Genomic DNA, 24,569 nt, shown 5'->3' with positions numbered 1-24,569 from the left:
GGGCGTGCGTGCGCGAGACGAAGAAGACCGGCAAGAACGAGATCATCGCCATGATCACGGGGCCTGCAGCAGCGATAGCTGTGGAGCACCTGGCCGGTTTAGGCGACGAGATTGCGACTGACCGTTGGTGCGACCGGCTCGCCGAAATTGGCTTCTAGCCAGGCGATCGCGCTCGCAACGTCCTCGATGACGAAGCGGGCAGCCGTCTCACCCTGCGGCTTGACGCGGATCGAGATTCCGCCCGCGGCATTGACCGTGTCGAAGCCGTTCTCGTCGGACGTGTCGTCGCCGAGGAACACCGGACGTCTGCCGGTGAAAGGATCGAGCTGCATGAAGCGGCGGATCGCGGCGCCCTTGGCGGCTTCGAGCGGCATCAGCTCGACGCCGGCATTGCCGGCGATCACGCGGTAGCCTTGCGGCAAGCGGGCGAGCGCTGCCTCGACCAGCTCCGTCGCCCGCGCCAGAAGCTGCGGCGCGGCCCTTGTGTGGATGGCGAGCACCGGGCCCTTGCGCTCGACATAGACGGCCTTGCTTGCCAGCTCCAGCTCGATCTCGTCGGCAAGTGCCGCCATATCCGCCGGTTCGTCGGCGGCTTCGATCTTTCCGTCCGGCCGAAGTCTGTGCTCCAGCCCGTAGAGGCCGGCGATCCGCAGTTTCAAAGGGTCGAACAGATGGTCGACGGCCGCTATCGAGCGGCCGGTGATGAAGGCGAGCGCGCCGTCGAGCCGCCGCTCGATCCTCTCCAGGAGAACGCGCAACTCCCGGCTGACCGAGACGGAGTCGGGATGCGCCGCGTGCTCCAGCAAGGTCCCGTCGATGTCGAGGAAAAGCGCCCACCGGCCTTCGGGAAGCGGTGGGGTAAGATCTGCCTGACTATTGTTCATCGGAATCCGACTGCCTGTTTGCGTTCGAACATGGAAACGACATTATCGCCGGTGACGCCTGCCGGCCGGTCGTACAAGGCGGTGACCCGGTCGAGCTCGCCGCGTTTCCTCAGCCGCGCGGCGTCGAGCAGCATGCTGCCGGCCCAGCGAAAGACATTGTTGTCGCGCACGATCTCGCGCATGCGCCGCATACGCTCGTGCTGCTCGTCCGGCCCCATGATCAGCGCCTGCAGCATCGCCTCGCTCATCATCGCCGCGTCGTAAGGGTTGACGATCAGCGCCTCCAGCAGCTCGCGCGAGGCGCCGGCGAAGGTGCTGAGCAAAAGCACGCCTTGCTCGTCGTCGCGCGAGGCGACGAACTCCTTGGCGACAAGGTTCATGCCGTCATGCAGGCTGGTGACCAGGCAGATATCGGCGGCGCGATAGAGTTCATAGACCGCGGCCTGCGAATGGTGCTCGGCCACCATGACCACCGGCCGGTAGGGTTCGCTGCCGTAGCGCTGATTGAGCTCCTCGGCACAGCGCAGACATTCCTCGTGCAGCTGTTTGTAGGCGGGCAACGTACCGCGGCTCGGCGCCGCGATCTGCAGGAACACGACTTTACCCACCATTTCAGGATGGCGAATGAACAACTCCTCCAGCGCGTGGAAGCGATCGAGTATGCCCTTGGTGTAATCGAGACGCTCGACACCGACGCACAGCTTGGCGCCGGCTGGAATCCTGAACCGCTTGCGAACGCGCATCCGGCATTCCTCGACGCTGGGCAGGGCCTTCAGGAGATCGATCGGCCATTCGATCGAAATCGGATAGGAATGCACCAGCGTTACCTGGCCGCCATAGGAAATGGCGGCATCGGCACGCTCGATGCGGCTTTCCATGAAGCGGTCGACGCTCTCGGTGAAGTTGTTGGCGTGGAACTGGGTGTGGAAGCCCACGATCGAACTGCCAAGCAAACCGTCGAGGATGCGCTCGCGCCACGGGCATATGCTGAACACTTCCGAATTCGGCCAAGGGATGTGCCAGAAGGTGATGACGATCGCCTCGGGCAGGCGCTCGCGGATCATGCGCGGCAAAAGCGCGAAGTGATAGTCCTGGACGAGCACGATCGGCCGCTCGTTCCGAGCCTCGGCAACCACGGTCTCTGCGAATTTGCGGTTGACGGCTTCATAGGCCTCCCAGTCCGACTCGCGAAAAATCGGCCGCGTGAAGGCGATATGGCAGAGCGGCCACAGGCCTTCATTGGCGAAGCCGAGATAATAGCCTTGATACTCGTCGTCACTGAGCCAGACCCGGCGCAGAGTGTAGGAGGGATGGCCAGGCGGCACTTGCACGCGGTCGTTTCCATCGACCACCGTCCGGTCGGCAGTGCCGCCGCCATAGGCGATCCAGGTGCCGGCGCAGGCGCGCGTGATCGGCTCCAGCGCCGAGACCAGTCCGCTCGCCGGGACGACGAGCTCGACGCCGCCATCCTTCGTCTCATTGTGGATATAGGGTTCGCGATTGGAGACGACGATCACCTGCGCTTCCGGCAGCTCGTCGGCGAGGATCTTGCGCAGCGTGTCCGGCGACCACGTCACCAAAGCCGCATCGACCGACTGCCCGTTCTTCTCGAATTCGCGCAGCACCTTTCGCGCCGCCTCGGTGGCAAAGTCGTCGCCGGAGCCCGCCATGGCCGAGGCCCTTGGGTGATTGCGACGGTACCGGGATATCGAAATGAAAATCGCTAGTGCGGACAATCCGAGGCTTGCGAGAATAAGGACCAGTAACAGGTCGACGCCATATTGTGTCATTGAAATGCCAGGTTGCCTCCGGCCATCCATTCATTGTTTTGGTTCTTGCCGGCCGCGGAGGGGCAGGCCGGGTCACGTTTGCAACGCGCAAACCAGCGATCAGTTCCGACTTTTCCCGATTGTTGAACGTGGAGTTGCAGCGCTTTGTTTACGTGCGCACGATGAGCGGCACCTGGCCCTCATGCCGGTCGGACAGAAAGGCGGCGACGCGGTCGCCAACCCGTTGGAAGGTGAGGTCGATCGCCTTGTCGCCGACCGTCAGGTGCCTGATCGTGAGGGTGTCGATGCCGATCGGCAGCCTCGGTCGCGTGACATGCAATTCGCCCTCCCAGCCATCGATTTCCAGGCCCAGGCATGCCTGCATCAGCATGAAAGTGGAGCCGGCCGACCAGGCCTGTGGCAGGCAGGCGACAGGATAGGCAATGGGCGCCTCGCCGGGCGCCCGAGCGAAACCGCAGAACAGTTCCGGAAGCCGCATGTTGAAATGCACGGCAGACTCGAACGTACCACTCATCAGCCGCACTACGCTGTCGCGCTCGCCGTAACGCGCGAGGCCCACGCCGCAAAGCGCCGTATCATGCGGCCAGATCGAGCCGTTATGGTAGGACATCGGGTTGAAGAAGACCGCATCGTCGGCGAGCGTCCGCAGCCCCCAGCCGGAATGGAAGGAGGCCGACAGCAATTGGTCGGCGACCAGCTTGGCGCGTTCGGGCTGCGGCAGCCCGACGAAAAGCAGGTGCCCGGCATTTGACGTTCGGACCTTGCAAGGCTGGCCATCGCCGTCGATGGCCAAGGCGTAGAAGTTCATATCGTCCAGCCAGAAGTCGCGTTCCACGGCGACCCGCATTTCCTCGGCGCGGCCCTCCCAGTGCTCGGCGTCGGCGAATTCGCCGCGGCGGCGTGCGAGCGCCGCCATGCCGCGGAAGGCGGCAAAGACATAGCCCTGCACTTCGACCAGCGCGATCGGTCCCTTTGGGATGCGGCCATCGGCGTGAAAGACCGAATCGAAACTGTCCTTCCAACCCTGGTTGGCGAGGCCTGACTCGGCGGCGCGCTGGTAAGTGACGAAACCGGTGGCGCGGCTCGCCTCCTCCGTCCATTCGGCGGCGGCTTTCAGCGAAGGCCAAAGCTTGTCGATGAAGGCCATGTCGCCGGTGCGGTCGGCGTAGGCGGAAGCCAGATGGATATAGAGCGGCGTGGTGTCGACGCCTCCGTAATAGCGGCCGAAGGGAAGTTCGCGCAGCGCCGCCATCTCGCCCTTGCGCGTCTCATGCATGATCTTGCCGGGCTGCGAATCCGAAAAGGGCGACGTTTCGGTCGCCTGGTGCTCGGCCAGAAAAGCAAGCACCCCGCGCGCCAGGCCGGGATTGAGCCAAAGCATCTGCAGGCTCGAGATCACACCGTCGCGGCCGAATGCCGTCGAGAACCACGGGATGCCGGCATAGGGATAGGGCCCGGTCGGAAGCTCGGTGGTAAGCAGCGCGACATCGGCGCGGGCGCGCTCGACCCAATCGTTGAAGACGCGGCCCGAGCTGTGCACGGTGGCGCCATGCCTGCGCTTGGCGCGCATGCCGAAGCGAGCCCGTGCCGCCGCGGCGCGGAAACGGTCGCGATTGGGAGCCTCCGAAGCTTCCGGGCCGACTTCGACATAAAGCACCTTGCTGCTACGCTTGGTCACCGCGATCAGGAAATCGGCGCGGGTGTCGCTTAGTTTGTCGGGAGCCTGCGAAAAGGCGATCGCGGAAAGCCTCGGCAAACCGTCGAGGCCGTCATAGCCGAGCAGCGCCGAGGCCTTGTCGGTCTTGATGACATGCGTGGTGCCGCGCTTCACCCGCGTCGAGCCGCGCACCTCGAACATGTCGCGAAAGTCGGCGGCAAAATGCAGCGAGACGGTGATGGTCGAATGCTCTCGGCTGTAATTGGAAAGCGTGATGCGCTCAAACAGCCTGTCCTGCCAGAGCAGCCTGACGCGTTCGATATGGATTGCACCCTGCGGGATATCGCGGCCTACGGCACTCTGGATCGGCAGGTTGGTGAGATTGGACGTGAACAGCACATTGTCCTGGCTGAGCGAGGCGCCGAGCAGCGACATCGGCCTGCCGCCGACAGTCAGCCGGAATTCGGAAAGCACGCGGGTGTCGTCGCGGAAGAAGCCGTCCCCCGCCCCTCTGATGTCGCCATAGGCATCGGCGACGGCGAAGCAGTCGCCCTGCTTGAGAGCAAAAAGCCGGTGCGGTTCGCGTGGCGCCGTCTCGTCGAGCGAAGAAAGGGCTACGGCAGGATCGAGCTTGCGCTCGTCGAGCTCCGTCATTCGTCACCTCTTCATTTTGCCCCGCCCCAAGGCATAAAGATCAGGAGGCCTTCGCCTCTGGCGTGCCGGCCAGACGCATATAGGCAGCAAGATAGTCGCTTGCCATTCTTGCCGCCGAGAACCTTTTCTCGAAGACCGCCCTCACCTGCCGCCGGTCGAGATCGAGAAGCGCGGGTATCGACGCGACTGCACCGTCCACACTGTCGGCGACGAAGCCGGTGACGCCATTGTCGACGATCTCCGGCAAAGCGCCCTGGTCCCAGGCAATCACCGGCGTGCCGCAGGCCATGGCCTCGACCGCGACGAGGCCGAACGGCTCCGGCCAGTCGATGGGAAACAGCAGGCCCGCCGCATTGCCGAGAAACCCAGCCTTCTCATCTTCGGTGATCTCGCCGACATAGTCGATGCGGTCGCCATCGATGAGCGCCTCGATGTTGTCGCGGAAATAGGCGCGGTCGTCGTCGCCGATCTTGGCCGCCAGCTTCAGCTTCAATCCGGACCGACGCGCGATCTCGATGGCGCGGTCCGGCCGCTTGTCGCGCGACAGGCGTCCGAGGAAGGCGAGATACGGTTCTTCCGCCTGCGGCTCATAAGTGGGTTGGTAGGCGTCGAGCGGCAGTCCGTGATGGATCGTGGCCAGCCAGTTCGCGTCCGGCAGGCCGCGCTTCTGGCTGTGCGAAATCGAGATCATCGGGAAACGCGGGAAGCGCTTATAGGCCGGCGCCAGGTCGACGTAGTCGAGCCGGCCATGCGGCGTCGTCACCGTACGTCCCGCGATCTCTTCGAAGAAAGGAAAATGCAGGAAATGGCTGAGATGGAAATGGATGACGTCGAACTCGCCGGCGCGCTCGCGCACATCGGCAAGCATCGCCAGATGCGCGGCGATCTCCGATTTCTTCGGCCGCGGATCGAGGCGTATCGCCTGGTCGCGTCCGGGCACCAGCCGCGCCGACGTCTCGCTGTCGCCGCTCGCGAACAAAGTCACGTCATGTCCGAGCCCGACCAGCGCTTCGGTGATATAGAAGACGATCCGCTCCGTCCCGCCATAGAGTTTCGGCGGCACGGATTCGTAGAGCGGCGCGACATGGGCAATGCGCATCGGGTCCCTCGGCTGTTGACGCGAAGCAAAATGCGTCAGCCGCGAGATCGTTCCTGCCCAATTGACCGCGGGCTCGGTTGAGCGGTTTTCCGTCTGGAATTGCTTCAAAAAAACAAAGAGATAGAGCGGTTCGCCGTTTCCATGAAACGGTGACCGTCCCAGATTTGCGAGATCACGACCTCGCCTGCCGGCCGGTGACGCGTTCGAGCCCGAGCAGCAGGATGAGCGTCACGGCGACGAGCACCATGGTCAGCGCCGCACCCGCGAACACATCGCCGCGGTCGGTGAGGCTGAAGATCGATACCGGGAGCGTCACCCAGCCCGGCGGGTAGACCATGACCGTGGCGCCAAGCTCGCCCATCGACAGCGCGAAGCTCAGGCCGAAGGCTGCAACCAGATAGGGCGCCAGCAAGGGCAGCGTGACATGCCGGAGCCGGTAGGCCGGACGGGCGCCGAGGCTCGACGCCACCTGTTCGAAATCGGGAGAGAGCCGCGCCAGCCCGGCTGAGACATTGCCGAAGGTGAAGGCCGAGATCAGCACGAAATGCGCGGCCATGACGATAGCGATCGTTCCGTTGAGAAGCAGCGGCGGGTGGCTGAAGGCCACCAGCAGGCCGAGGCCGACGGACACCGAAGGCACGGCGCTGGGGATAAAGAACAGCACGCCGAGCACCCTGGCCAGAGTGGCGTCCTGGATACGCAGCGCAAGCGCTGCCCAGGTGCCGCTGACCAGCGCCACTGCGCCGGCCAGGAAGCCGGTGACGAGGCTTGCCTTCACCGCCTTCCACGCCGCGCCTTGTACGACATCGCTGTAATGCTCTGTTGTCAGGCCGCTGGGCAGCACGCCGTTCCATTGGTCGGCCAGGCTGGAGAGCAGGATCACCGCGAGCGGGGCGAGGAACAGCACACTGAACAGCAGGGCGAAGACCAACCAAAGCACGATGCGACCGGGGCGCGACCAGACCAGCATCTCTATGCCCCCAGCCGGCCGGCGGCGAACCGGTAGAGGCCGAACAGCCCCAGCGACAGCGCGATGTTGATGACCGCGATGATGCAGGCGACCTGATAGGCCGATTCCTGGATCGCCTTGCTGTAGATCAGCAGCGGCAGCGTGATGACGCCCTTGGCGCCGATGAACAGCACGATGCCGAACTCGTTCACCGTCAACAGCAGGCAGAGACTGCCGCCGGCAATCAGCGCAGGCACGGCGGCCGGCAGGATCACCTGACGCACGATGCGGAACGGCCTCGCGCCGAGCACGCTCGCCGCTTCGATCTGGCCGCGGTCGACGAGCGAAAAGGCGGCAAGCAGCGGACGCAGCACGAAAGGTGAGTAGACGGTGACTTCGGCCAGCACCACACCCCAGGTCGAATAGAGAAAGTTGACGGGTGGCGCCTGAAGCGAGAACGCTTCCATCAATCCGGCATTGAGCATGCCCGCCGAGCCGTAGAGGAAGGTGAAGGCAAGCGTCACCAGGAAGGTCGGCAAGGCGATGAAGGTGTCGATCAGCCGGGCAATGACGCCGCTGCCTGGGAACGGCACGAAGGCGAGGATCAGCCCCAGCACTAGTCCGACGATCAGGCACCCGGCCGTCGCGGCGACCGAAATGGTGATAGTATTGATGAGCGCGTTGAGGAAGAAGCGCGCATGCAGGACGCGCACGAATTCGCCGACATTGGCCATGCCGCTGTCGTCCATGAAGGCCTGCTGGACGATCAGCACCAGCGGATAGAAGAACAACAGCGCCAGCAGCGCCGCCGGCGGCACGATCCAGAACCGGCCGGGCACCTTCTTGGCTATCGGCGCGGGAAGGACGGCCGCGTCAGCCACGGGCGTCTTCCGGAACGAGCGAGGTATCGCCGGGCGCGAAGAAGAGCGGTACGACCGAGCCGCGCTCCGGCAGGCTTACCGGCAGCCTGGTCGCCGAGACGCGCACCGGCGTGCCGTCGACGTCGAGCACCAGATGGGTGAGTTCGCCCTGCCAGTGCACTTCCTTCAGCGTGCCGACGATCCTGTTGGTGTGTTCCTCGTCGCCGGTGAGGCTGAGATGCTGCGGCCGGATGCATAGCAGCGTCTTGTCGCCGGGCTTCTCGCCTCGTGCGGCGCCTGCCAGCAGGGCATCGCCGAGCTTGGCCTTGGCGAACCCCTTCGGTCCTGTGGCGCCTTCCGTGACCGTCACCGGCAAGAGGTTCGCGCGACCCAGGAACTCAGCAGTGAAGCGGTTCGGCGGCCGGCGATAGAGCTCGGCCGTCGGCCCGTGCGAAGACACGCGGCCGTCACGCATGATGGCGATCTTGTCGGCGAGCGTCAGCGCCTCGGTCTGGTCGTGGGTGACATAGAGGATCGTCAGTCCCGGCAGATCGCGATGCAGCTTGGCGATCTCCTCGACCATGTTGCGCCGGATCTGCGCGTCGAGCGCCGATAGCGGTTCGTCGAGCAAAAGCACGCGTGGCCGCACCGCCAACGCCCGTGCGATCGCGACACGCTGCTGCTGGCCGCCGGAAAGCTCGCGCGGATAGCGCTTGGCAAAGCCCGACATGCCGACCGTCGCAAGCGAGTCCTTGACGCGCTCGCCGATCAGCGCCTTGTCGGCGCCTTGCGCCCTGAGCCCGAAGGCGACGTTGTCTTCGACCCGCATATGCGGGAACAGCGCGTAGTTCTGCACCACCATGCCGAGCCCGCGTTCATAGGGCGGAAGATCGGTCACGTCGGTGGCGCCGATACGGATGCGGCCGCTTGCCGGCCTGACGAAACCGGCGACGGCCCGAAGCGCCGTCGTCTTGCCGGAGCCGGAGGGGCCGATCATCGCCAAGATCTCGCCGGGCGCGATATCGAGCGTCAGCGGATGCAGCACGACATGTGCGCCATAGGCGACGCTGACCTTGTCGAAGTGGACATTGGAGCCGGCGCCGCGAATTTTCGCGGCGTCGACGTCCATGACATTGCTTCCCGTGAAAGCGGGCACCGACATGGCTGCTCCTCCGGAATTGGTCACCAGGAGATCAACTTCCCGTCGCTTCGTTCCACTTCTTGACGTAGTCGGGCAGCTTGGCGAGCGCATCATCCCAGTTCGGCGCCCAGATGGTCACGCCTTTCATCGCCTCCTGCGCCTTGGCGAAATTGGCGTCGTCCGGCTTCACATCCTTGCGGGCCGGCAGGCCGAGCGCCACAGAGCTCACCGTCGACTGCGCCTCCTTGGAGAGCAGGAATTCGATCAGCTTCTTGCCGTTGTCGCCGTTGGGCGCGCCGGTGACCAGGCCGATTTCATAGGGCAGCGCGAAGGTGGAGCGGGTGCCGTCCGGGCCTGCGGGCCAGAACACCTTGATGTTCGGATTGTCGGCCGTTTGCGACAGGTTCATCTGCAGGTCGCCATTGGCGACATAGAGCTCGCCCTTGTTGACCAGCGCGGTGAGCTTGCCGGTCGAGGCGGACGGGCCGACATTGTTGTCCTGCAGCTTCTTCATGAATTCAAAGCCGGCGTCCTCGCCGCCGAAGGCGTGGATGATCTCAAGCATGACGGCGGTGCCGTCACCGGCCTGGCCGGGCGTCGAATACTGGATCTTGCCCTTGAATTTCGGATCGAGCAGATCGTTATAGCTCTTCGGCGCTTCCGAGAGCACCGAGGCGTTGTAGATGAAATTCATGTAGTTGTTGACCAGCGGCCGATACTTGTCGGTGCCGCCATCGATCTGGTCGGAGCCTTCCGGCTTGAAATCCTGCAAAAGCCCATCCGCGGCTGCGCGCTGGATGAAGGGTGGCAGCGTCACCAGGACATCGGCCTGCGGGTTCGATTTCTCCTTGGCGACGCGCTCGACGACGCCGCCCGAACCGCCTTCGATATATTGCACGGTAATGCCGGTGGCCTTGGTGAAGGCGGCAAACTCGGTCTCGTACCAGCTGCCATTGCCGTCATGCAGCCCGTCGGCCGAATAGATGGTGACGACGCCGTCGGCGAAGGCCGGCGCGACGAGTGCCGATGAGCCCAGCAGCACTGCGCCGAAGGCCATAGCCACGATGAGATTTCGCGATTTCATGGTCAGTTCCCCTTTGATTGAAAGCACAATCTGCGACGCACTCGTGGTGGCGTTGGTCGGCCGCTAAGGGCTCGGCAGCGCTGGTGCATGTCGTCATTGTGCCAACTTTGAGGCTCGTCGATCGATAAGTAAAATCTATTTAATTTATGACAGGCAAGTCTCAGCTGATATTTGTCATGGAACTGTCGCGTGGCCGTTGCAGGCATGTTCTCCTGCACGCCTGGTCGCAATGCCTCAGGGAAATGACGAATTTTTCAGCGGAATTCGACGCCCGCTGTCTGTGCGCGCAAGCGCGGATCGTGCGAGCGGATCGTCACAGGTCGGCCTTCGAGCACTTCGAAACAGCGAGCGAGCGTGTCGTCTTCGAGCCGGCGCATCGCCTCATACGTGAAGAAGGTGAGATGCGGAAACAGGATCACATTGTCGCGATCGAAAAGCGCGCTCATCGGATGGCCGGACCTCGCCAGCGGCTCCAGCGAATAGACGTCGAGCCCGGCTCCGGCGATACGCCCGGCAACGATCGCTTCGACAAGTGCGGCCTCGTCGATCAGCGCCCCGCGTGAGACGTTGATAAGGATCGCCGAAGGTTTCATGCAGGCCAGTTCTTGGCCCCCGATCAGGCCGCGAGTCTGATCGTTCAGCACGCAATGCACCGAGACGAAATCGCAGGCGCTGAGCATAGCCTTCAGGTCGTCGACCTTCTCGACGCCCGCATCCCGCATCGTCGCCGCGTCGACGCCGGGATCGAAGCCGAGCACCCGCGCCCGGAAGCCTTGCCCCGCCATGCGCGCCATGCTGCGGCCGATCTTGCCGCAGCCGACCAGCCCGAGCGTGGCGCCGGCGATATCGCGCCCCAGCCAGCGTTGCTCGGGCCAGATCCAGCCGTCGCGCGAAACCGCCGCCGTGATTGCGGGCAGCCGCTTCGCCAGCGCGATCATCAGCGCGAAGGCGCCTTCGGCAACTGTCTCTTCCGCATAGTCGGGGACATTGACGACGGGAATGCTGCGCCGCATCGCCGCCGGAATGTCGATGGCGTCGATGCCGACGCCATATTTGACGATGCCCTTGAGCTTTCGCGCCGCCTCGATGACACGCGCGGTGATCGGCGTGTAGCACATCAGGATGAGATCGGCATCGGCGACCGCCGCCATGAGCTCGGCTTCGGGGATGCCGTCCGGCAGCGTGACAAGCTCGATGCCGCGCGCTCTCAGGCCGGCGTCAATGCCTGGGCACTCCAGCTCTCTGTCGGTGCGGATAGCCTTCATCCGGCTCACGCCGCCAGCACCGCGGCCTCGACGATGTCGAGCGCCCGGTCGAGATCGGCGCGCGCAATCACCAGCGGCGGCGAGAGCGTCAGCACATTGCCCTGGCTGATCTTGAAGCTCAGGCCCTCGTCGAGGCAGCGATAATAGATCTTCTCGGCAAGCACACGCGCCGGTGTCCGGCTCGCCTTGTCCTCGACCATCTCGACGCCGAACATCAGGCCCCTGCCCCTGACATCGCCGACGAAAGGCGAGCGCTGCATGAGGTCCTGCATACGGGCTAGCGCATAGGCGCCGAGCTCGGCCGAGCGCTCGACGAGACCTTCCTCGCGAATGATGGCGATGGTCGTCAGCGCGGCGCGCGCAGTGACCGGATTCTTCTCATGCGTGTAGTGGCCGATGGCATAGTCGCCCGCGACATCCAGATCGCGCCGCGCTATCACCGAGGCGATCGGCAGGATGCCGCCGCCGAGTGATTTCCCCAGCACCAGAATGTCTGGCGTGATGCCATCATGCTCGGAGGCGAAGAATTTTCCGGTCTTGCCGAGACCGGTCGGGATTTCGTCGAAGATGAGCAGCGTGCCGTACCGGTCGCAGGCTTCGCGCACCGCTTTCCAGAAGCCAGGCGCCGGCACCAGCGGCGTCGCCCGCATCGGCTCGGCGATGAAGGCGGCGAAGTCGCCTTCGCGTCCCAGCACGTAAGCGATCATGCTGGCGCATGCGCGTGCCGACTCCTCCAGTGAATTGGTGCCGTAGGGGCAATTATGCGGCGCCCAGGGCGCGACATGTTCGGTGCCGGGCAAAAGCGGCCCGGCAATGCCGGAACGGAACGTCGCCTCGCCGCCGACACTGGAAGCGCCGAAGCCGGCGCCATGGAAAGCATCCCAGAAGGACAGCGTCTTGAACCGGCCGGTGGCAGCGCGCGCCAATTTCAGCGAGACCTCGATCGCGTCGGAGCCGCCAGTCGTGAACAGCACCTTATTGAGGTCCCCCGGCGCCAGCCTGCCAAGCGTCTCGGCCAGCTCGACCGCCGGCTCGCAGGTGAAGCGGCGCGGCGAGAAAGGCAAGTCATCCATCTGCTTGGCGATGGCTTCCTTGAGCCGCGGATGGCCGTATCCGATATGGTGGACGCTGTTGCCGTGGAAATCCATGTAGCGGCGTCCGGCCGTGTCCTCGATCCAGATGCCTTCCGCCTTGACGATGGCCGAGACGCAGGGGCTGGAAAGGCTCTGATGCAGGAAGGCCGCCGCGTCGCGCCGCAGGAGTTCCTGTGACGGCGCGTGGCTCTGCCGGGCGCTCCATTCCTGTCGTGCTGGAGCCTTGTTGGATTCGCCTTCGGTATGGACGAGCGTCATTGGCCGAACAACTCCGCGATGGTCTCCTCGCCAAGCCCGAAGCCGGTGCTTGCGCCGGTGCCGCTGGTGACGATCACCAGCCGCACGTCTTCATGCGGTGTCTCGCGCAGCACCGCATTCTTGGCCGAAGCGTAATATCCCGTCCAGCGCGCAAGCACGTTCGGCACCTTGCAGAACAATGTCTTGAACTCATCCAGGATCAGTTGGTCGACGGTTTCCGACCCGAACGGATCGAGCGTCAGCCCATACTGATGGGAATCGCCGACGACCAGCGAACCGTCCGCGCTCTGCACGACGATCAGGTGAACGCCATTGGCCAACGCGGCCCCGCGCTGTTCGCCCAGCTTGCTTCGCAATGCGCCGGCCGCAGGAAGGCCGGCGAAACCGCCATAACGCAACAGGCTGAGATCGGACATCAGCGCGGACGAAAGCCGAAAGCCCGGATCGGCGAGGCGCAGCATCTGCAGCTTGCAGCGCTGCACGCCGTGCTTGCCGATCAGTTCCGGATAGAGCGAGCTGAAATCGTCGCCGGGACAGACGACGACCTTCTCCGCTTGAACCCGTCCCGCGCTGGTTTCGACGAAGGGCGGAGCGACCTCGGTCACCGACACGCCGGTGCGGAACGCGACGCCATGCTTTTCAGCCAGGAACGATGCCAGTCGCGGCAGCACCTCACGCGACTCCACGCGTAACTCAAACGGGCTGTAGAGCCCGCCGATGATCGCCTTCTCGTCAAGTCCTGCCTGATGCGCGACCGCCTCACGCGCGCTCAGAAGCTTGCACGCGCCGCCATGCTCGCCGGACTTGAAATTCTCGAGCAGCGCAAGCGCTTCCGGGCGTTGCGCCGCGATCAGCTTGCCGCGATGCAGGATTTCGATCCCCGCCTCGTTCGCAAGCTGGAGCCAGATCTCGCGGCTGCGCTCGGCCAGGCGGCGCGACGGCCCAGGCTCCTGCCCGGTGACGACGACGAGGCCGAAATTGCGGATCGAGGCGCCGTTGGCCTTCTGATCGCGATCGACGACGACAACGCGCAAGCCGCGCCGAGCGGCAGCCAATGCGTGAGCAAGCCCGATGATGCCGGAGCCGACGACGACAAGGTCGAAACTGTTCGTCACGGCGGCTACCAGGGCAAGGAGAAGGTCTTGACGTTGGTGTAGCTCTTCATCGCCTCGATGACCCCTTCCTTGTAGCCGTTGCCGGAATCCTTGATGCCGCCGAAGGGGCTCATCTCGATGCGATAGCCCGGCACTTCCCAGATGTTGACGGTGCCGACCTTCAAGCCGGTGATGTATTTCTGCATGCGCCGGAAGTCGTTGGTGCAGACGCCCGACGACAGGCCGAAGGCCGTTGAGTTCGACAGCTTGATCAGCGCCTCGTCATCGTCGGGCGCGCGCACGATCGGCACGATCGGGCCAAAAGTTTCCTCCATCACCAGCTCGGACTGGTGCGGCACGCGGTCGACGACGATCGGCGGCAGCAAGGCACCCTTGCGGCCCGGATCGTAAAGCACCTCCGCGCCTTGTTCCGCCGCCATGTGAACGCGTTTCTCGAACAGCGCCGCGGCCTTCTCATGCACCACGGTGCCGAGCTGCGTTGCCGGGTCGCGCGGATCGCCGAAGCGGATCGCCTTGGCCCGCTCCAGCACCATCGGCACGAAACGATCGGCGACCTTTTCCTGCACCAGGATGCGCTTGACCGCCGTGCAGCGCTGGCCGGAATTCTTCGTCGCGCCCGCGACGGCCAGATCGGCCGCTTTCCCGAGGTCCTCATCCGAAAGATCGTTGAGCACGATCAGCGGATCGTTGCCGCCGAGCTCCAGCACCTGGCGCCTGTAGCCGGCCTTGGACGCGATCATCTTGCCGACAGGCACGCCGCCGGTGAAAGTGATGAGGTCGATGTTGGGGTTGGTGATCATCTCGTCGCCGATGTCGGCCGGCCAGCCGGTCACGACCGAAAGCATTTCGGGCGGCAATCCGGCTTCGTAGAGGATGTCGGCCAGCATCAGCGCGGTGATCGGCGTCAGCTCCGTCGGCTTGACCACGACGCAATTGTTGGTGGCGATCGCCGGCGCGACCTTGTGCGACACCATGTTGAGCGGATGGTTGAACGGCGTGATCGCCGAGATCGCGCTGAGCGGCTCGCGGATGGTGAAGATCTTGCGCTGCTTGCCATGCGGGGTGAGGTCGCACGAGAAGATCTGCCCGTCGTCCTGGATGGCCAGCTGACCGCTAAGGGTAAAAACGTCGTAGGCGCGCCCGACTTCGTAGAGCGAATCCTGCTTCGAGATGCCGAGCTCCAGCGTGATGAGATCCGACAGCTCGTCCTTGCGCGCATCGAGCAGCTCGGCGGTCTTGAGCAGGATCTTCTGCCGCTCGTAGCGCGTCAGCTTCGGCTGATAGGCGGCGGCGATTTCGAAGGCGCGCCGCGCATGCTCCGCTCCGCCCGCAGGCACCGTGCCGATGACGGTGTCGTTCCAGGGAAACCGCACCTCCAGCCTCTGATCGGCATCGATCTTCTCGCCGGCGATGCGCATCGGCTCATGGCGGACTTTGATGGCGGGATCGAGTTGGGTCATCGGTTGGCTCCAGTCTTGGATGCGTCGCGGGGTCGACCGCCACTCCGGCCCTTCGGGCCACCTCTCCCCCGATCGACGGGGGAGAGGAAATCTTGCGAAGTCAGCGCCCTACTTCCGATCCAACGGCACAACATACGAAGCCAAAGCACGGCCGATCGCCCTGGCGCCTTCCTCTCCCCCGTCGATCGGGGCAGAGGTGTCGAGCGAAGCTCGACGGAGTGGGGGTCGACAGCGCCCAACCTCAACCCTGCGCCGCCGCCATCGTCGCGTAGTAGAACGCATCGAAATTGCGCAGCTTGGGCTCGTTCGGCAAATCCGGCAGCACCCGGTTGACGATGAACGGCACCTCCTGCTCGGTCAGCCCGCCATGCGAGCGCAGCGGCTCGTCGAGCGCCGCCAGATTGTGCCGGTGCTCCGAGGTGCCGATCGTTTTGTTCTCGCCCGAGATCAGGATGATGTCGCCCATGCGATCCTCGGGCAGCTCGAAGCGGGCGCAGCCTTCCTCGCGGCCGAGCACCAGGATGACGTCCGCGACCTTTCTGAGCTTCGCCATGATCGCCTCGCGGTCGGCGCCCTTCGGCAGATAGGCGGTGGCGAAGGAACCCAGCGCGCCGTGATGCACGACATAAGGATCGGTGATCGGCAGGATTACCCGGGCGGCGTCCTTGCCGAGCCATTCGTCGAGCAGGTCCTGCACATAGACCACATTGGGCGAACCGTCGGCATGATGCTTCGGCTTCATGCCGTGATCGGCGGTGACGACGATCGCCGCGCCCAGATCATCCAACTGCGCCAGATATTTGTCGAACATCTCGTAGAAGGCATTGGCCTGAGGCACGCCCGGCGCGTATTTGTGCTGCACATAGTCGGTGGTGGTGAGATACATCACGTCCGGCCGGAACTCCTTCAGGAGTTGCACACCGGCGGCGAAAACGAATTCCGAAAGTTCGGCGGAATAGACCTCGGGCACGCGCAGGCCGAAATGCTTCGAGGCATTGTCGATCCCGTGCTCGGCTTTCGTCGTGGTATCGGACCTCTCGGCCGAGAAGCACATCGCCCTGGCATCGTCGAACTTCAGTCCCTTGCCGAGCAGCGCGCGCAGCTTGTCCTTGGCCGTCACCACAGCCACCTTGGCGCCGGCGTCGTAGAAGGCCTGGAAGACGGTCGGCGCGCGCAGGAACTTCGGGTCGTTCATCATAACCTCTTCGCCCGTCTCCGGATTGTAGAGGTAGTTGCCGCAGATACCGTGCACCGCCGGCGGCCGGCCGGTGGCGATCGACAGATTGTTGGGGTTGGTGAAGCTCGGGATCACCGAGTGGGCGAAGCGCACAGTGCCCTTCTTTTTGATCCTTTCCAGCGCCGGCATCAGCCCTGCACGACTAGCTTCATCGAGATAGGCCGGCTCGCAGCCATCAAGGCAGATGGCGATTGCCGGCACGCGCGGCCAGGCATAGGAGCGGCCATTGGCCGTGACGTTGACGGGTGACATCTGGTTCATCTCAAAGACCTTTCAGGCGGCGAGCTTAGCGCGCTCGGCGATTGCGGCGGGTGACGGTGCGGCGGTGTCGACGCCCATTTCGTCCAGCGACTGGGAAGCCGCCTCGACCACGCGGCGCATGACGTGCTCGTCCATCTGGCCGATGCAGCCGATGCGGAAGGAGTCCACGACCGTGAGCTTGCCCGGATAGATGATGAAGCCCTTGTCCTTCATCAGCTCGTAGAAGCGGTCGAAGGCGAAGTTCGGATGCGCCGGGTTGAAGAAGGTGACGATGATCGGCGACAGCCAGCGATCCTTGAGCAGCGTCTCGAAACCGAGCTCACGCATGCCGGCCACCATAACGTCGCGGTTTCGCGTATAGCGCGCGCCGCGCCCCGCGACGCCGCCTTCTGCCTCGTGCAGTCGCAGCGCTTCGAGGAAGGCGGCGACCACATGCGTCGGCGGCGTGTAGCGCCACTGCCCTGTCTTGTTCATGTTCGCCCATTGCGCATGCACGTCGAGCGACAGCGAATGGCTGCGGCCCTTGGCGGCTTCGAGCTCGCTCTTGCGGGCGATGACGAAGCCGAAGCCCGGCACGCCCTCGATGCATTTGTTGGCCGACGAAACCATCGCCTCGTAGCGGATCTCGTTGACGTCCAGCGGGATGGCGCCGAACGCGCTCATCGAATCGACCAGAAGCCTGCGGCCATTGGCATAGACGGCTTCCGCTATCTCGCCGACCGGGTTGAGGATACCTGAGCTCGTCTCGCAGTGGATGGCGATCACATGCGTGATGGCAGGATCGGCCTCCAACGCTGCCGCGACCTCCTCGCCACGCGGCGGCAGGTAGTCCCCCTTGTCGATAAGCGTGTAGGCGCGGCCGATATACTGCATGGTCTGCGCCGCGCGCAGCCCGTAGGCGCCGTTGGCCAAAACCAGCACCTTGCCGTCCTTGGGCACGAACGAGCCGAGCATGGCCTCGACGCAGAACGAGCCGCTGCCCTGCATCGGAACGCAGTCGAATTCGTCGCGGCTGTCGCCCGTCAATGCCAGAAGGCGGCGGCGCAGCTCGGCGGTCATGGCGCGGAAATCGCCGTCCCAGGAGCCCCAGTCGCGCAGCATCGCCTGCTTGACGGCATAGGCCGTGGTGAGCGGGCCGGGCGTCAGCAGATAAGGTTCGCCCAGCGCCGGCCCATCCAGCGGCTTGGTCGCCGCAAACTCCATCTCAGCGAGCATGCTGCCCTCCCACTTCGATCCTGTCATTGGAATATGACAGCCATTCTCAGCGGGCACGACATATTTGTAAAATCGTTATTTTGTATTGATGTATCGATCTGGTCGATGCTACGAACCTCAGCGATAAGCGCCTCAATAGGAGCCACGCGAATGCGCTATGTTCAGCTCAGGGCATTTCACCAGGTCGCCGTTTCCGGCGGCTTTTCGCGCGCGGCGGAAGCGCTCTTCCTCACCCAGCCGGCGATTTCGGACCAGGTGCGCAAGCTGGAGGAAGAGTATGACGTGCTCCTGTTCAACCGGAACAAGAAGCAGGTCACGCTGACCACGCAAGGCCAGAGACTGCTCGAGATCACGCATCGCATGTTCGAGACCGAGCAGCAGGCGCTGGAGCTTCTGACCGAATCGCGCGCGCTGCGCTCCGGCACATTGCGCATCGTTGCCGACGCGGCGCACCATCTCCTGCATATCCTCGGCGCTTTTCGCGCCCGTTACCCCGGCGTCCAGGTGTCCCTGCGCTCCGGCAATACCGAGACCGTGATCAGCGGCCTTTACAGTTACGAGGCCGACATCGGCGTTCTTGGTGAGATGCCCGCGGGCCGCGATTTCGAGATGCTCAAGCTCAACTCGACGCCGATCATTGCCTTCGTGTCCGCCGATCATCCGCTGTCGGGCAGGAAATCGCTGACGCTCGGACAGCTCGCGCAGGAGCCGCTGGTGATGCGCGAGCGCGGCTCGAAAACGCGCAAGAAGCTGGAAGATCTCGCCACGGCTTCCAATGTCGAGCTGAAGCCCGCCATCGAAGCGGAAGGCCGTGAGGCCGTGCGCGAGATCGTCGCTTCCGGAGCCGGCATCGGCTTCGTCTCGGCGGCGGAGTTCGGCCACGACTCACGGCTGGTGCCGATCGCGATCGACGCGCCGGAAACGCTGATGGACGAAGCGCTGATCTGCCTGCGCGAACGCAGCGGCGGCAAGCTCGTGCGCGCCTTCCTCGACATGGCCAGCTCAATGTCGGAGGATTGAGCCCGACTTCTACGTGGATCCGGGTGCCGCGGTGACCCGCCACACCGTGTTGCCGACATCGTCGGCAATCAGCAGCGCGCCGGACTTGTCGACGGCAACGCCGACCGGGCGGCCCCTCGCCTCGCCCTTGTCGTTGAGGAAGCCGGTGACGACATCCTGCGCCATGCCGTTAGGATGCCCGCCGCTGAACGGCACGAAGATCACCTTGTAGCCGTTGAAGCGGGAGCGGTTCCAACTGCCATGCTCGCCGACAAAAGCGCCGCCGCGATAGGATTGCGGCAGGTTATTCGCGGTGTAGAAGGCAAGCCCGAGCGGCGCGACATGCGAGCTCAGCGCGTAATCCGGCGGGATGGCCTTCGCCACCATATCCGGCCGCTGCGGCATCACGCGCGGATCGACATGCTGGCCATAGTAGCTGTAGGGCCAGCCATAGAAGGCGCCGTCCTTCACCGACGTCATGTAGTCCGGCACCAGGTTCGGCCCGAGCTCGTCGCGCTCGTTGACCACCGTCCAAAGCGCCTTGCTTTCAGGTTCGAACGTCAGGCCATTGGGATTGCGCAGCCCGCTGGCGAAAATGCGCGAGCGGCCGGTGGCGCGGTCGACCTCCCAGATCGCAGCGCGGTCCTTCTCGGCCTGGATGCCGTTTTCGGTGATGTTGGAGTTCGAGCCGACGCCGACATAGAGCAGCGAACCGTCTGGGCTCGCCACCAGGCTCTTCGTCCAGTGGTGATCGATCGGCCCGCCCGGCAGTTCCGTCAGCACCTTGCCCGGCGCCGTGATCTTGGTGTCGCCCGGCTGATAGGGATAGCGCACGATGGCATCGGTGTTGGCGACATAGAAGTCGTTGCCGACCAGCGCCACGCCGAAGGGCGCGTTGAGATGGTCTAGGAACACGCCCTGGTATTCCGGCTTGCCGTCGCCATTGGTGTCGCGCAAGAGCGTGATGCGGTTGCTCGGGCCGGTGTCGCCGCCGGATGTGACCCAGCTTTCGACCAAACCCATCACGATGTCCTTCGGCCGCTTGACCGATGCTTCGTTCGGCGCCTTGGACTCCACCACCAGGATGTCGCCATTGGGCAGCGCGTAAAGCGAGCGCGGATGCTGGAGCCCCTTGGCCATCGCCTCGATCTGCAGGCCTTGCGCGACGGTCGGCTTTTCATCGTTTTTCCAGCCGACCACCGAGGCCAGATGCATCGGCGGGAACAGGTATTGTCTTATCTCCGGCAGTTTCGGATTTGGGCCGATCTGCGCGTTCGGGTCGGTGTTGTCGTCGCTGCAGCCGGCAACGCCCAGGACCATTGCGCAGCAAAGCGCCGCGGTCGTCCATTTGATTGCGCTATCAAGTCGTCTCATCGGCCACTCCTACATGATGGCGATAGACCAGCGCCCAGCCAAGCCAACCCGTGAAGATCAGGATGATCACCACCAGCGCCGACAGGATCAGCCCGGTCGGCACGACGGACGTCCAGGCGTCGCGCGTATGGACGAGCATGTTGAAGAAGGACAGCACGAGCACGATGAGGTTACCTGCCATGTGCAGCCATGCAGTCGGCTGAGCGCGTATCTCGCGGTCCCCCAGAAAGTCGGTGAGCCCTGCGATGGCGGCCAAAATGGCGACAATGACACCCACGGTCAGGAGCCAGGCCGAGAAATTGGCCCAGGTCATTTCGGCTGTCCGCCAATAGGCGATATCGGTGAGCAAGGTCCCGACGAAACAGGCGATCGGGATTGTGACGAGCATGGGGTGGATGGGATGGCCGGCTATGCTTGCCGTGGATCGCGGGTTGTCCATGCGGAAGCTCCTTTCCGCGCTGCTGCTTGGGTGTAACAGCGCGAAAAGGCGAATGTTCCGCCGGAAAATCTACCGCTCACCAGAAGGTGAACGCCCGATTGCCTGCCTATGCCGCCGCTTGCTAAGCCCTCGCGGCCCCGTCAGCTCCGCGGATGAACCTGCGGCAGGGCGGCGTCGAGTGACCGCTCGAACGCATCGACCAACGCGTCGATCTGTGCCGCGGTGATGATCAGCGGCGGACAGAAGGCGATCGCATCGCCCATGTTGCGCGAGATGACGCCGTTCTGCTGCAGGAAGCCGTTGACCAGCGCGCCGAGCGCCGCCGGCTTGCCCCACGGCGCTTTGGTTGACTTGTCGGCGACGAGCTCGACGGCGGCGATGAGACCGACGCCGCGCACCTCGCCCACCAGCGGATGCGAGGCGAGCTGGCGCAACCGCGCCTGCAGATGCGCGCCGACCTTGCGCGCATTGCCGACTAGGTCGCGCTCCTCGATCAGCTTGATGTTCTCCAGCGCGACGGCCGCGGCGACCGGATGGCCGCCGCCGGTGAAGCCGTGGCCGAACGTGCCGATGCGGCCGCTCTCGTCGGCGATCGGCTCGAACACACGATCGTTGATCAGCAGTGCCGAGATCGGCAGGTAGGATGACGAGATCTGCTTCGACAACACCATGATGTCGGGCTTGATGCCGAAGATCTGCGAACCGAACATCTCGCCGGTGCGGCCGAAGCCGCAGATTACTTCGTCGGCCACCAGCAGGATATCGTGTTTCGCCAGCACCGCCTGGATCTTTTCCCAATAGCCGGCAGGCGGCACGACGACGCCGCCGGCGCCCATGATCGGCTCGCCGATGAAGGCCGCGATCGTTTCAGGCCCTTCGGCAAGGATGAGCCTTTCAAGATCGTCGGCGAGCCGCGCGGAAAACTGCTCCTCGCTCTCGCCGGGCTCGGCGTCGCGCCAATGATGCGGCGTCGAGGTATGCAGGATATTGGCGATCGGCAGGTCGAAGGAGAGATGGTTGTTGGGCAGGCCGGTCAGGCTTGCCGAGGCGATGGTGACGCCATGGTAGCCGCGCTTGCGACTGATGATCTTCTTGCGTGCCGGCTGGCCAAGCGCGTTCGAGCGATACCAGATCATCTTGATCGCGGTGTCGCTGGCCTCGGAACCGGAATTGGTGAAATAGGCCTTGCTCATCGGCACCGGCGCCATCTGCACCAGCTTCTCCGCAAGATCGATCAGCGGCGAATGCGCCTTGGAGCCGAAGTCGTGATAGAAGGGCAGCTTCGACATCTGCCTCGTCGCCGCTTCGACCAGTCGCTTTTCCGAAAAACCGACGGCGACGCTCCACAGGCCCGCCATCGCCTCGATGTAGCGGTTGCCGGCGATGTCCTCGACATAGATGCCGTCGCCCTTTTCGATGACCAGCGGTCCGGTTTCCTGATGCTTGCGGGCGTTGGTATAGCCATGCATGTGATAGCGGATGTCGCGGGCTTCAGGGGAATTCGGTGTGGCATCCATCGTGGTGGCTCCTGTCTGCAGGCGTCCAAAGCGGAAATAGGACCACCTCTCTGGTTGAGAAGTCCGAAGATTCCGTCTTGCATTACGGCGGTTGATGCCTCATCGCACTGGCTGATCGCAAGAGCCGCGATGTCGGGATCGATAGCGCCAACAAGCCTCGGCCTGTCTCGGCAATGATGGACGCGCAGCGGATCAGGACATGGAACAGGTCGATTGCATCATCGCGGGCGCCGGCGTGATCGGTCTGGCGGTCGCGCGCAAATTAGCGGCGCTCGGCCTCGAAACCCTGATCGTCGAAGCGGCGGACGCCATCGGCACCGAAATGAGCTCGCGCAACTCCGAAGTCATCCACGCCGGCATCTATTATCCGCCAGGTTCGCTGAAAGCCCGGCTCTGCGTGGCGGGACGCGACATGCTCCACCGCTACTGCGCCGACCGTTCGATCCCGCACCGCCGCACGGGCAAGCTGATCGTTGCGACCGACGAGACGCAGGAACCGATGCTGGTCGCCATCCGAGCCAACGCCAATGCCTGCGGTGTCCATGACCTGCGCTTCCTCACCGCCGAGGAGGCGCAAGCGCTGGAGCCGGCGCTGCATTGCACCGCCGCGCTGCTCTCGCCCTCGACCGGCATTGTCGACAGCCACGGGCTGATGCTTGCCCTGCTCGGCGATGCCGAGGGGAGCGGCGCAATGCTCTCGCTCAATACCCGCATCGTTTCCGGCCGCGTCGAGGCCGGCCGCATCGTGCTGCGGACGATGGATTCCGCGAGCGGCGGAGAGTTCGATATCGCCGCACCGCGCTTCGTCAACGCGGCCGGTCTTGGCGCGATCGCGCTTGCCGGCTCGATCGAAGGCTTCGGCCGGGAATTCCTGCCGGCGCTTCGCTACGCCAAGGGCAATTATTTCTCGATTGCGGGGCGGGCGCCGTTTTCACATCTTGTCTATCCCGTGCCCGAGCCCGGCGGACTCGGCGTCCATCTGACCCTCGACCTTGCCGGCACCGCCCGTTTTGGGCCTGATGTCGAGCGGACGGACACAATCGACTATCGCGTCGATCCGGCGCGCGGCGAGCGCTTCTATGCCGAAATCCGCAGATACTGGCCCGATCTGGCCGACGACAGCCTGCAGGCAGCCTATAGCGGCATCCGGCCGAAATTGTCAGGCCCGGGCGACGCCACCAGCGACTTCGTGATCCAGGATGCCGCGACGCACGGCATCGACGGCCTGGTCAACCTCTTCGGCATCGAAAGTCCCGGCCTGACCTCCAGCCTGGCGATCGCCGACCATGTGGCCCGCATCCTGACGCCGGAAATCACGCAAGGCGGCCGGCATGCCACTTCAGGTGATCGTCCATGAAGGTCGAGATGAAATTGTAGGAATGATCGTAGCCTTCCTGCATGCGCAGGGTGAGGTCGATCCCTGCCTTCTTGCATGCCTCTTCGAGCAGCCACGGGCGCAGACCGTCCTCGAGGAAGCCGTCCGCCGTGCCCTGGTCGACGAGGAATTCCGGATATCGCTTACCGTCCTCGATCAGCAGCGTCGCATCATAGGCGCGCCAGCTCTTTTGGTCCGCTCCGAGATACTTCTCGAAGGCCGGCCGCGACCAGCCGGCCGTCGACGGCTGCACGATCGGCGCGAAGGCCGAGCAGCTCCGGTAGCGCTCGGGATTTTTGAGCGCGATCGTCAGCGCGCCATGTCCGCCCATCGAATGGCCGAAGATCGCCTGGCGTGACATATCGACTGGAAAATTGGCGGCGACGAGCGCCGGCAATTCCTCGGCGATATAGGAATACATGCGGTAGTTCTTCGCATAAGGCTCTTGCGTCGCATCGAGGTAGAAGCCGGCGCCGCAGCCGAACTGCCAATTGTCCTTTTCGTCCGGAACGTCGGGTCCGCGCGGGCTGGTGTCGGGACACACAACGACCAGCCCGAGCTCGGACGCCATCCGCCGGTACTCGCCTTTGTCCATGACATTTGCATGCGTGCAGGGTAAGGCCCGACAGGTACCACAGGGCCGGGAGCCGCCCGTCCTTGGCCTGCGGCGGCACGAACACCGCAAAGGTCAGGTCGCAGGCGCAGACTTCGGAAGCGTGCGAATAGACGCCCTGGATTCCGCCATGCGATTTGGAGATGGAAACGACCTTCATCGGTTCTGCCTTTCGTCAGGAATCTCGATCCGGCATAATCGCCGGCCGGGACTCGCGCAACCTTCGCCA

The 24,569-nt window shown here is 64.2% G+C and carries 19 protein-coding genes and 1 pseudogene; 2 read left to right on the top strand and 18 right to left on the bottom strand.

All coding sequences use genetic code 11. The features are described from left to right. Window positions 1–98: 98 nt before the first annotated feature. The 14 genes from otsB to LB565_RS10045 form a co-directional block, all read right to left on the bottom strand. Window positions 99–884, bottom strand: a complete 786-nt coding sequence (gene otsB, locus LB565_RS10110; RefSeq protein WP_224583435.1) for a trehalose-phosphatase — start codon at window positions 882–884, stop codon at window positions 99–101. Then, window positions 881–2,674 carry a trehalose-6-phosphate synthase gene (locus tag LB565_RS10105; protein WP_224583427.1) on the bottom strand — a complete coding sequence of 598 codons (1,794 nt, stop codon included), beginning with the start codon at window positions 2,672–2,674 and terminating at the stop codon, window positions 881–883. The genes otsB and LB565_RS10105 overlap by 4 nt, the downstream gene beginning before the upstream one ends. 148 nt (window positions 2,675–2,822) lie before the next feature. Continuing rightward, a complete protein-coding gene (locus tag LB565_RS10100; RefSeq protein ID WP_224583425.1) occupies window positions 2,823–4,985 on the bottom strand; it encodes an amylo-alpha-1,6-glucosidase in 2,163 nt (720 codons plus the stop codon). A 40-nt stretch (window positions 4,986–5,025) separates the two neighbouring features. Next, window positions 5,026–6,084, bottom strand: a complete 1,059-nt coding sequence (locus LB565_RS10095) for a glycosyltransferase family 4 protein (RefSeq protein ID WP_224583423.1) — start codon at window positions 6,082–6,084, stop codon at window positions 5,026–5,028. A 172-nt stretch (window positions 6,085–6,256) separates the two neighbouring features. Next, window positions 6,257–7,054 carry an ABC transporter permease subunit gene (locus LB565_RS10090; protein ID WP_224583409.1) on the bottom strand — a complete coding sequence of 266 codons (798 nt, stop codon included), beginning with the start codon at window positions 7,052–7,054 and terminating at the stop codon, window positions 6,257–6,259. 2 nt (window positions 7,055–7,056) lie between these two features. Beyond that, window positions 7,057–7,914, bottom strand: a complete 858-nt coding sequence (locus LB565_RS10085; RefSeq protein WP_224583407.1) for a 2-aminoethylphosphonate ABC transporter permease subunit — start codon at window positions 7,912–7,914, stop codon at window positions 7,057–7,059. Then, window positions 7,907–9,055 (bottom strand): ABC transporter ATP-binding protein, encoded by a 1,149-nt coding sequence (locus LB565_RS10080; RefSeq protein ID WP_224583405.1) that lies wholly within the window; start codon window positions 9,053–9,055, stop codon window positions 7,907–7,909. Before LB565_RS10080 ends, LB565_RS10085 begins: the two co-directional genes overlap by 8 nt. A gap of 31 nt (window positions 9,056–9,086) precedes the next feature. Then, entirely contained in the window at window positions 9,087–10,118 is a 1,032-nt protein-coding gene (locus tag LB565_RS10075; protein WP_224583403.1) for a 2-aminoethylphosphonate ABC transporter substrate-binding protein, read from the bottom strand. 254 nt (window positions 10,119–10,372) lie between these two features. Continuing rightward, window positions 10,373–11,383, bottom strand: a complete 1,011-nt coding sequence (locus LB565_RS10070) for an NAD(P)-dependent oxidoreductase (RefSeq protein WP_224583402.1) — start codon at window positions 11,381–11,383, stop codon at window positions 10,373–10,375. Between the two features lie 5 nt (window positions 11,384–11,388). Next, window positions 11,389–12,735 carry an aspartate aminotransferase family protein gene (locus LB565_RS10065; RefSeq protein WP_224583400.1) on the bottom strand — a complete coding sequence of 449 codons (1,347 nt, stop codon included), beginning with the start codon at window positions 12,733–12,735 and terminating at the stop codon, window positions 11,389–11,391. Continuing rightward, window positions 12,732–13,850 carry a TIGR03364 family FAD-dependent oxidoreductase gene (locus tag LB565_RS10060; RefSeq protein WP_224583398.1) on the bottom strand — a complete coding sequence of 373 codons (1,119 nt, stop codon included), beginning with the start codon at window positions 13,848–13,850 and terminating at the stop codon, window positions 12,732–12,734. Before LB565_RS10060 ends, LB565_RS10065 begins: the two co-directional genes overlap by 4 nt. 5 nt (window positions 13,851–13,855) lie before the next feature. Then, window positions 13,856–15,310: a phosphonoacetaldehyde dehydrogenase gene (gene phnY, locus LB565_RS10055; RefSeq protein WP_224583396.1), complete on the bottom strand. Its 1,455-nt coding sequence runs from the start codon at window positions 15,308–15,310 to the stop codon at window positions 13,856–13,858. A 241-nt stretch (window positions 15,311–15,551) separates the two neighbouring features. Continuing rightward, window positions 15,552–16,808 (bottom strand): phosphonoacetate hydrolase, encoded by a 1,257-nt coding sequence (phnA, locus tag LB565_RS10050; protein ID WP_224583394.1) that lies wholly within the window; start codon window positions 16,806–16,808, stop codon window positions 15,552–15,554. A gap of 12 nt (window positions 16,809–16,820) precedes the next feature. Then, a complete protein-coding gene (locus tag LB565_RS10045; RefSeq protein WP_224583392.1) occupies window positions 16,821–18,023 on the bottom strand; it encodes a 2-aminoethylphosphonate--pyruvate transaminase in 1,203 nt (400 codons plus the stop codon). Window positions 18,024–18,173: 150 nt separating this feature from the next. Here LB565_RS10045 and LB565_RS10040 point away from each other — a divergent pair, with 150 nt between their 5' ends. Further along, window positions 18,174–19,043 carry a LysR substrate-binding domain-containing protein gene (locus LB565_RS10040; RefSeq protein ID WP_224583390.1) on the top strand — a complete coding sequence of 290 codons (870 nt, stop codon included), beginning with the start codon at window positions 18,174–18,176 and terminating at the stop codon, window positions 19,041–19,043. Window positions 19,044–19,052: 9 nt separating this feature from the next. On the opposite strand, the gene LB565_RS10035 is transcribed toward LB565_RS10040, so the two are convergent. The 3 genes from LB565_RS10035 to LB565_RS10025 form a co-directional block, all read right to left on the bottom strand. Next, window positions 19,053–20,342, bottom strand: coding sequence for a PQQ-dependent sugar dehydrogenase (locus LB565_RS10035; protein ID WP_411970631.1), 1,290 nt, complete (start codon window positions 20,340–20,342; stop codon window positions 19,053–19,055). Between the two features lie 40 nt (window positions 20,343–20,382). Next, window positions 20,383–20,835 carry a DUF2231 domain-containing protein gene (locus LB565_RS10030; RefSeq protein WP_224583386.1) on the bottom strand — a complete coding sequence of 151 codons (453 nt, stop codon included), beginning with the start codon at window positions 20,833–20,835 and terminating at the stop codon, window positions 20,383–20,385. A gap of 140 nt (window positions 20,836–20,975) precedes the next feature. Next, window positions 20,976–22,352, bottom strand: a complete 1,377-nt coding sequence (locus tag LB565_RS10025) for an aspartate aminotransferase family protein (RefSeq protein WP_224583384.1) — start codon at window positions 22,350–22,352, stop codon at window positions 20,976–20,978. A gap of 199 nt (window positions 22,353–22,551) precedes the next feature. Between LB565_RS10025 and LB565_RS10020 the strand changes: the two genes are divergently transcribed. Continuing rightward, window positions 22,552–23,709, top strand: coding sequence for an NAD(P)/FAD-dependent oxidoreductase (locus LB565_RS10020; RefSeq protein ID WP_224583382.1), 1,158 nt, complete (start codon window positions 22,552–22,554; stop codon window positions 23,707–23,709). Here LB565_RS10020 and fghA read toward each other — a convergent pair. Further along, window positions 23,666–24,500, bottom strand: a pseudogene (gene fghA, locus LB565_RS10015) (S-formylglutathione hydrolase). The gene LB565_RS10020 and the pseudogene fghA sit on opposite strands and share 44 nt — an antisense overlap. Window positions 24,501–24,569 lie beyond the last annotated feature (69 nt).

Origin of the sequence: Mesorhizobium sp. CA14, assembly GCF_020165195.1 — a bacterium.
Lineage (GTDB): Bacteria > Pseudomonadota > Alphaproteobacteria > Rhizobiales > Rhizobiaceae > Mesorhizobium.
The sequence above is the reverse complement of the archived record's forward strand: the minus strand, read 5'-3'. Positions and strand labels throughout refer to the sequence as shown.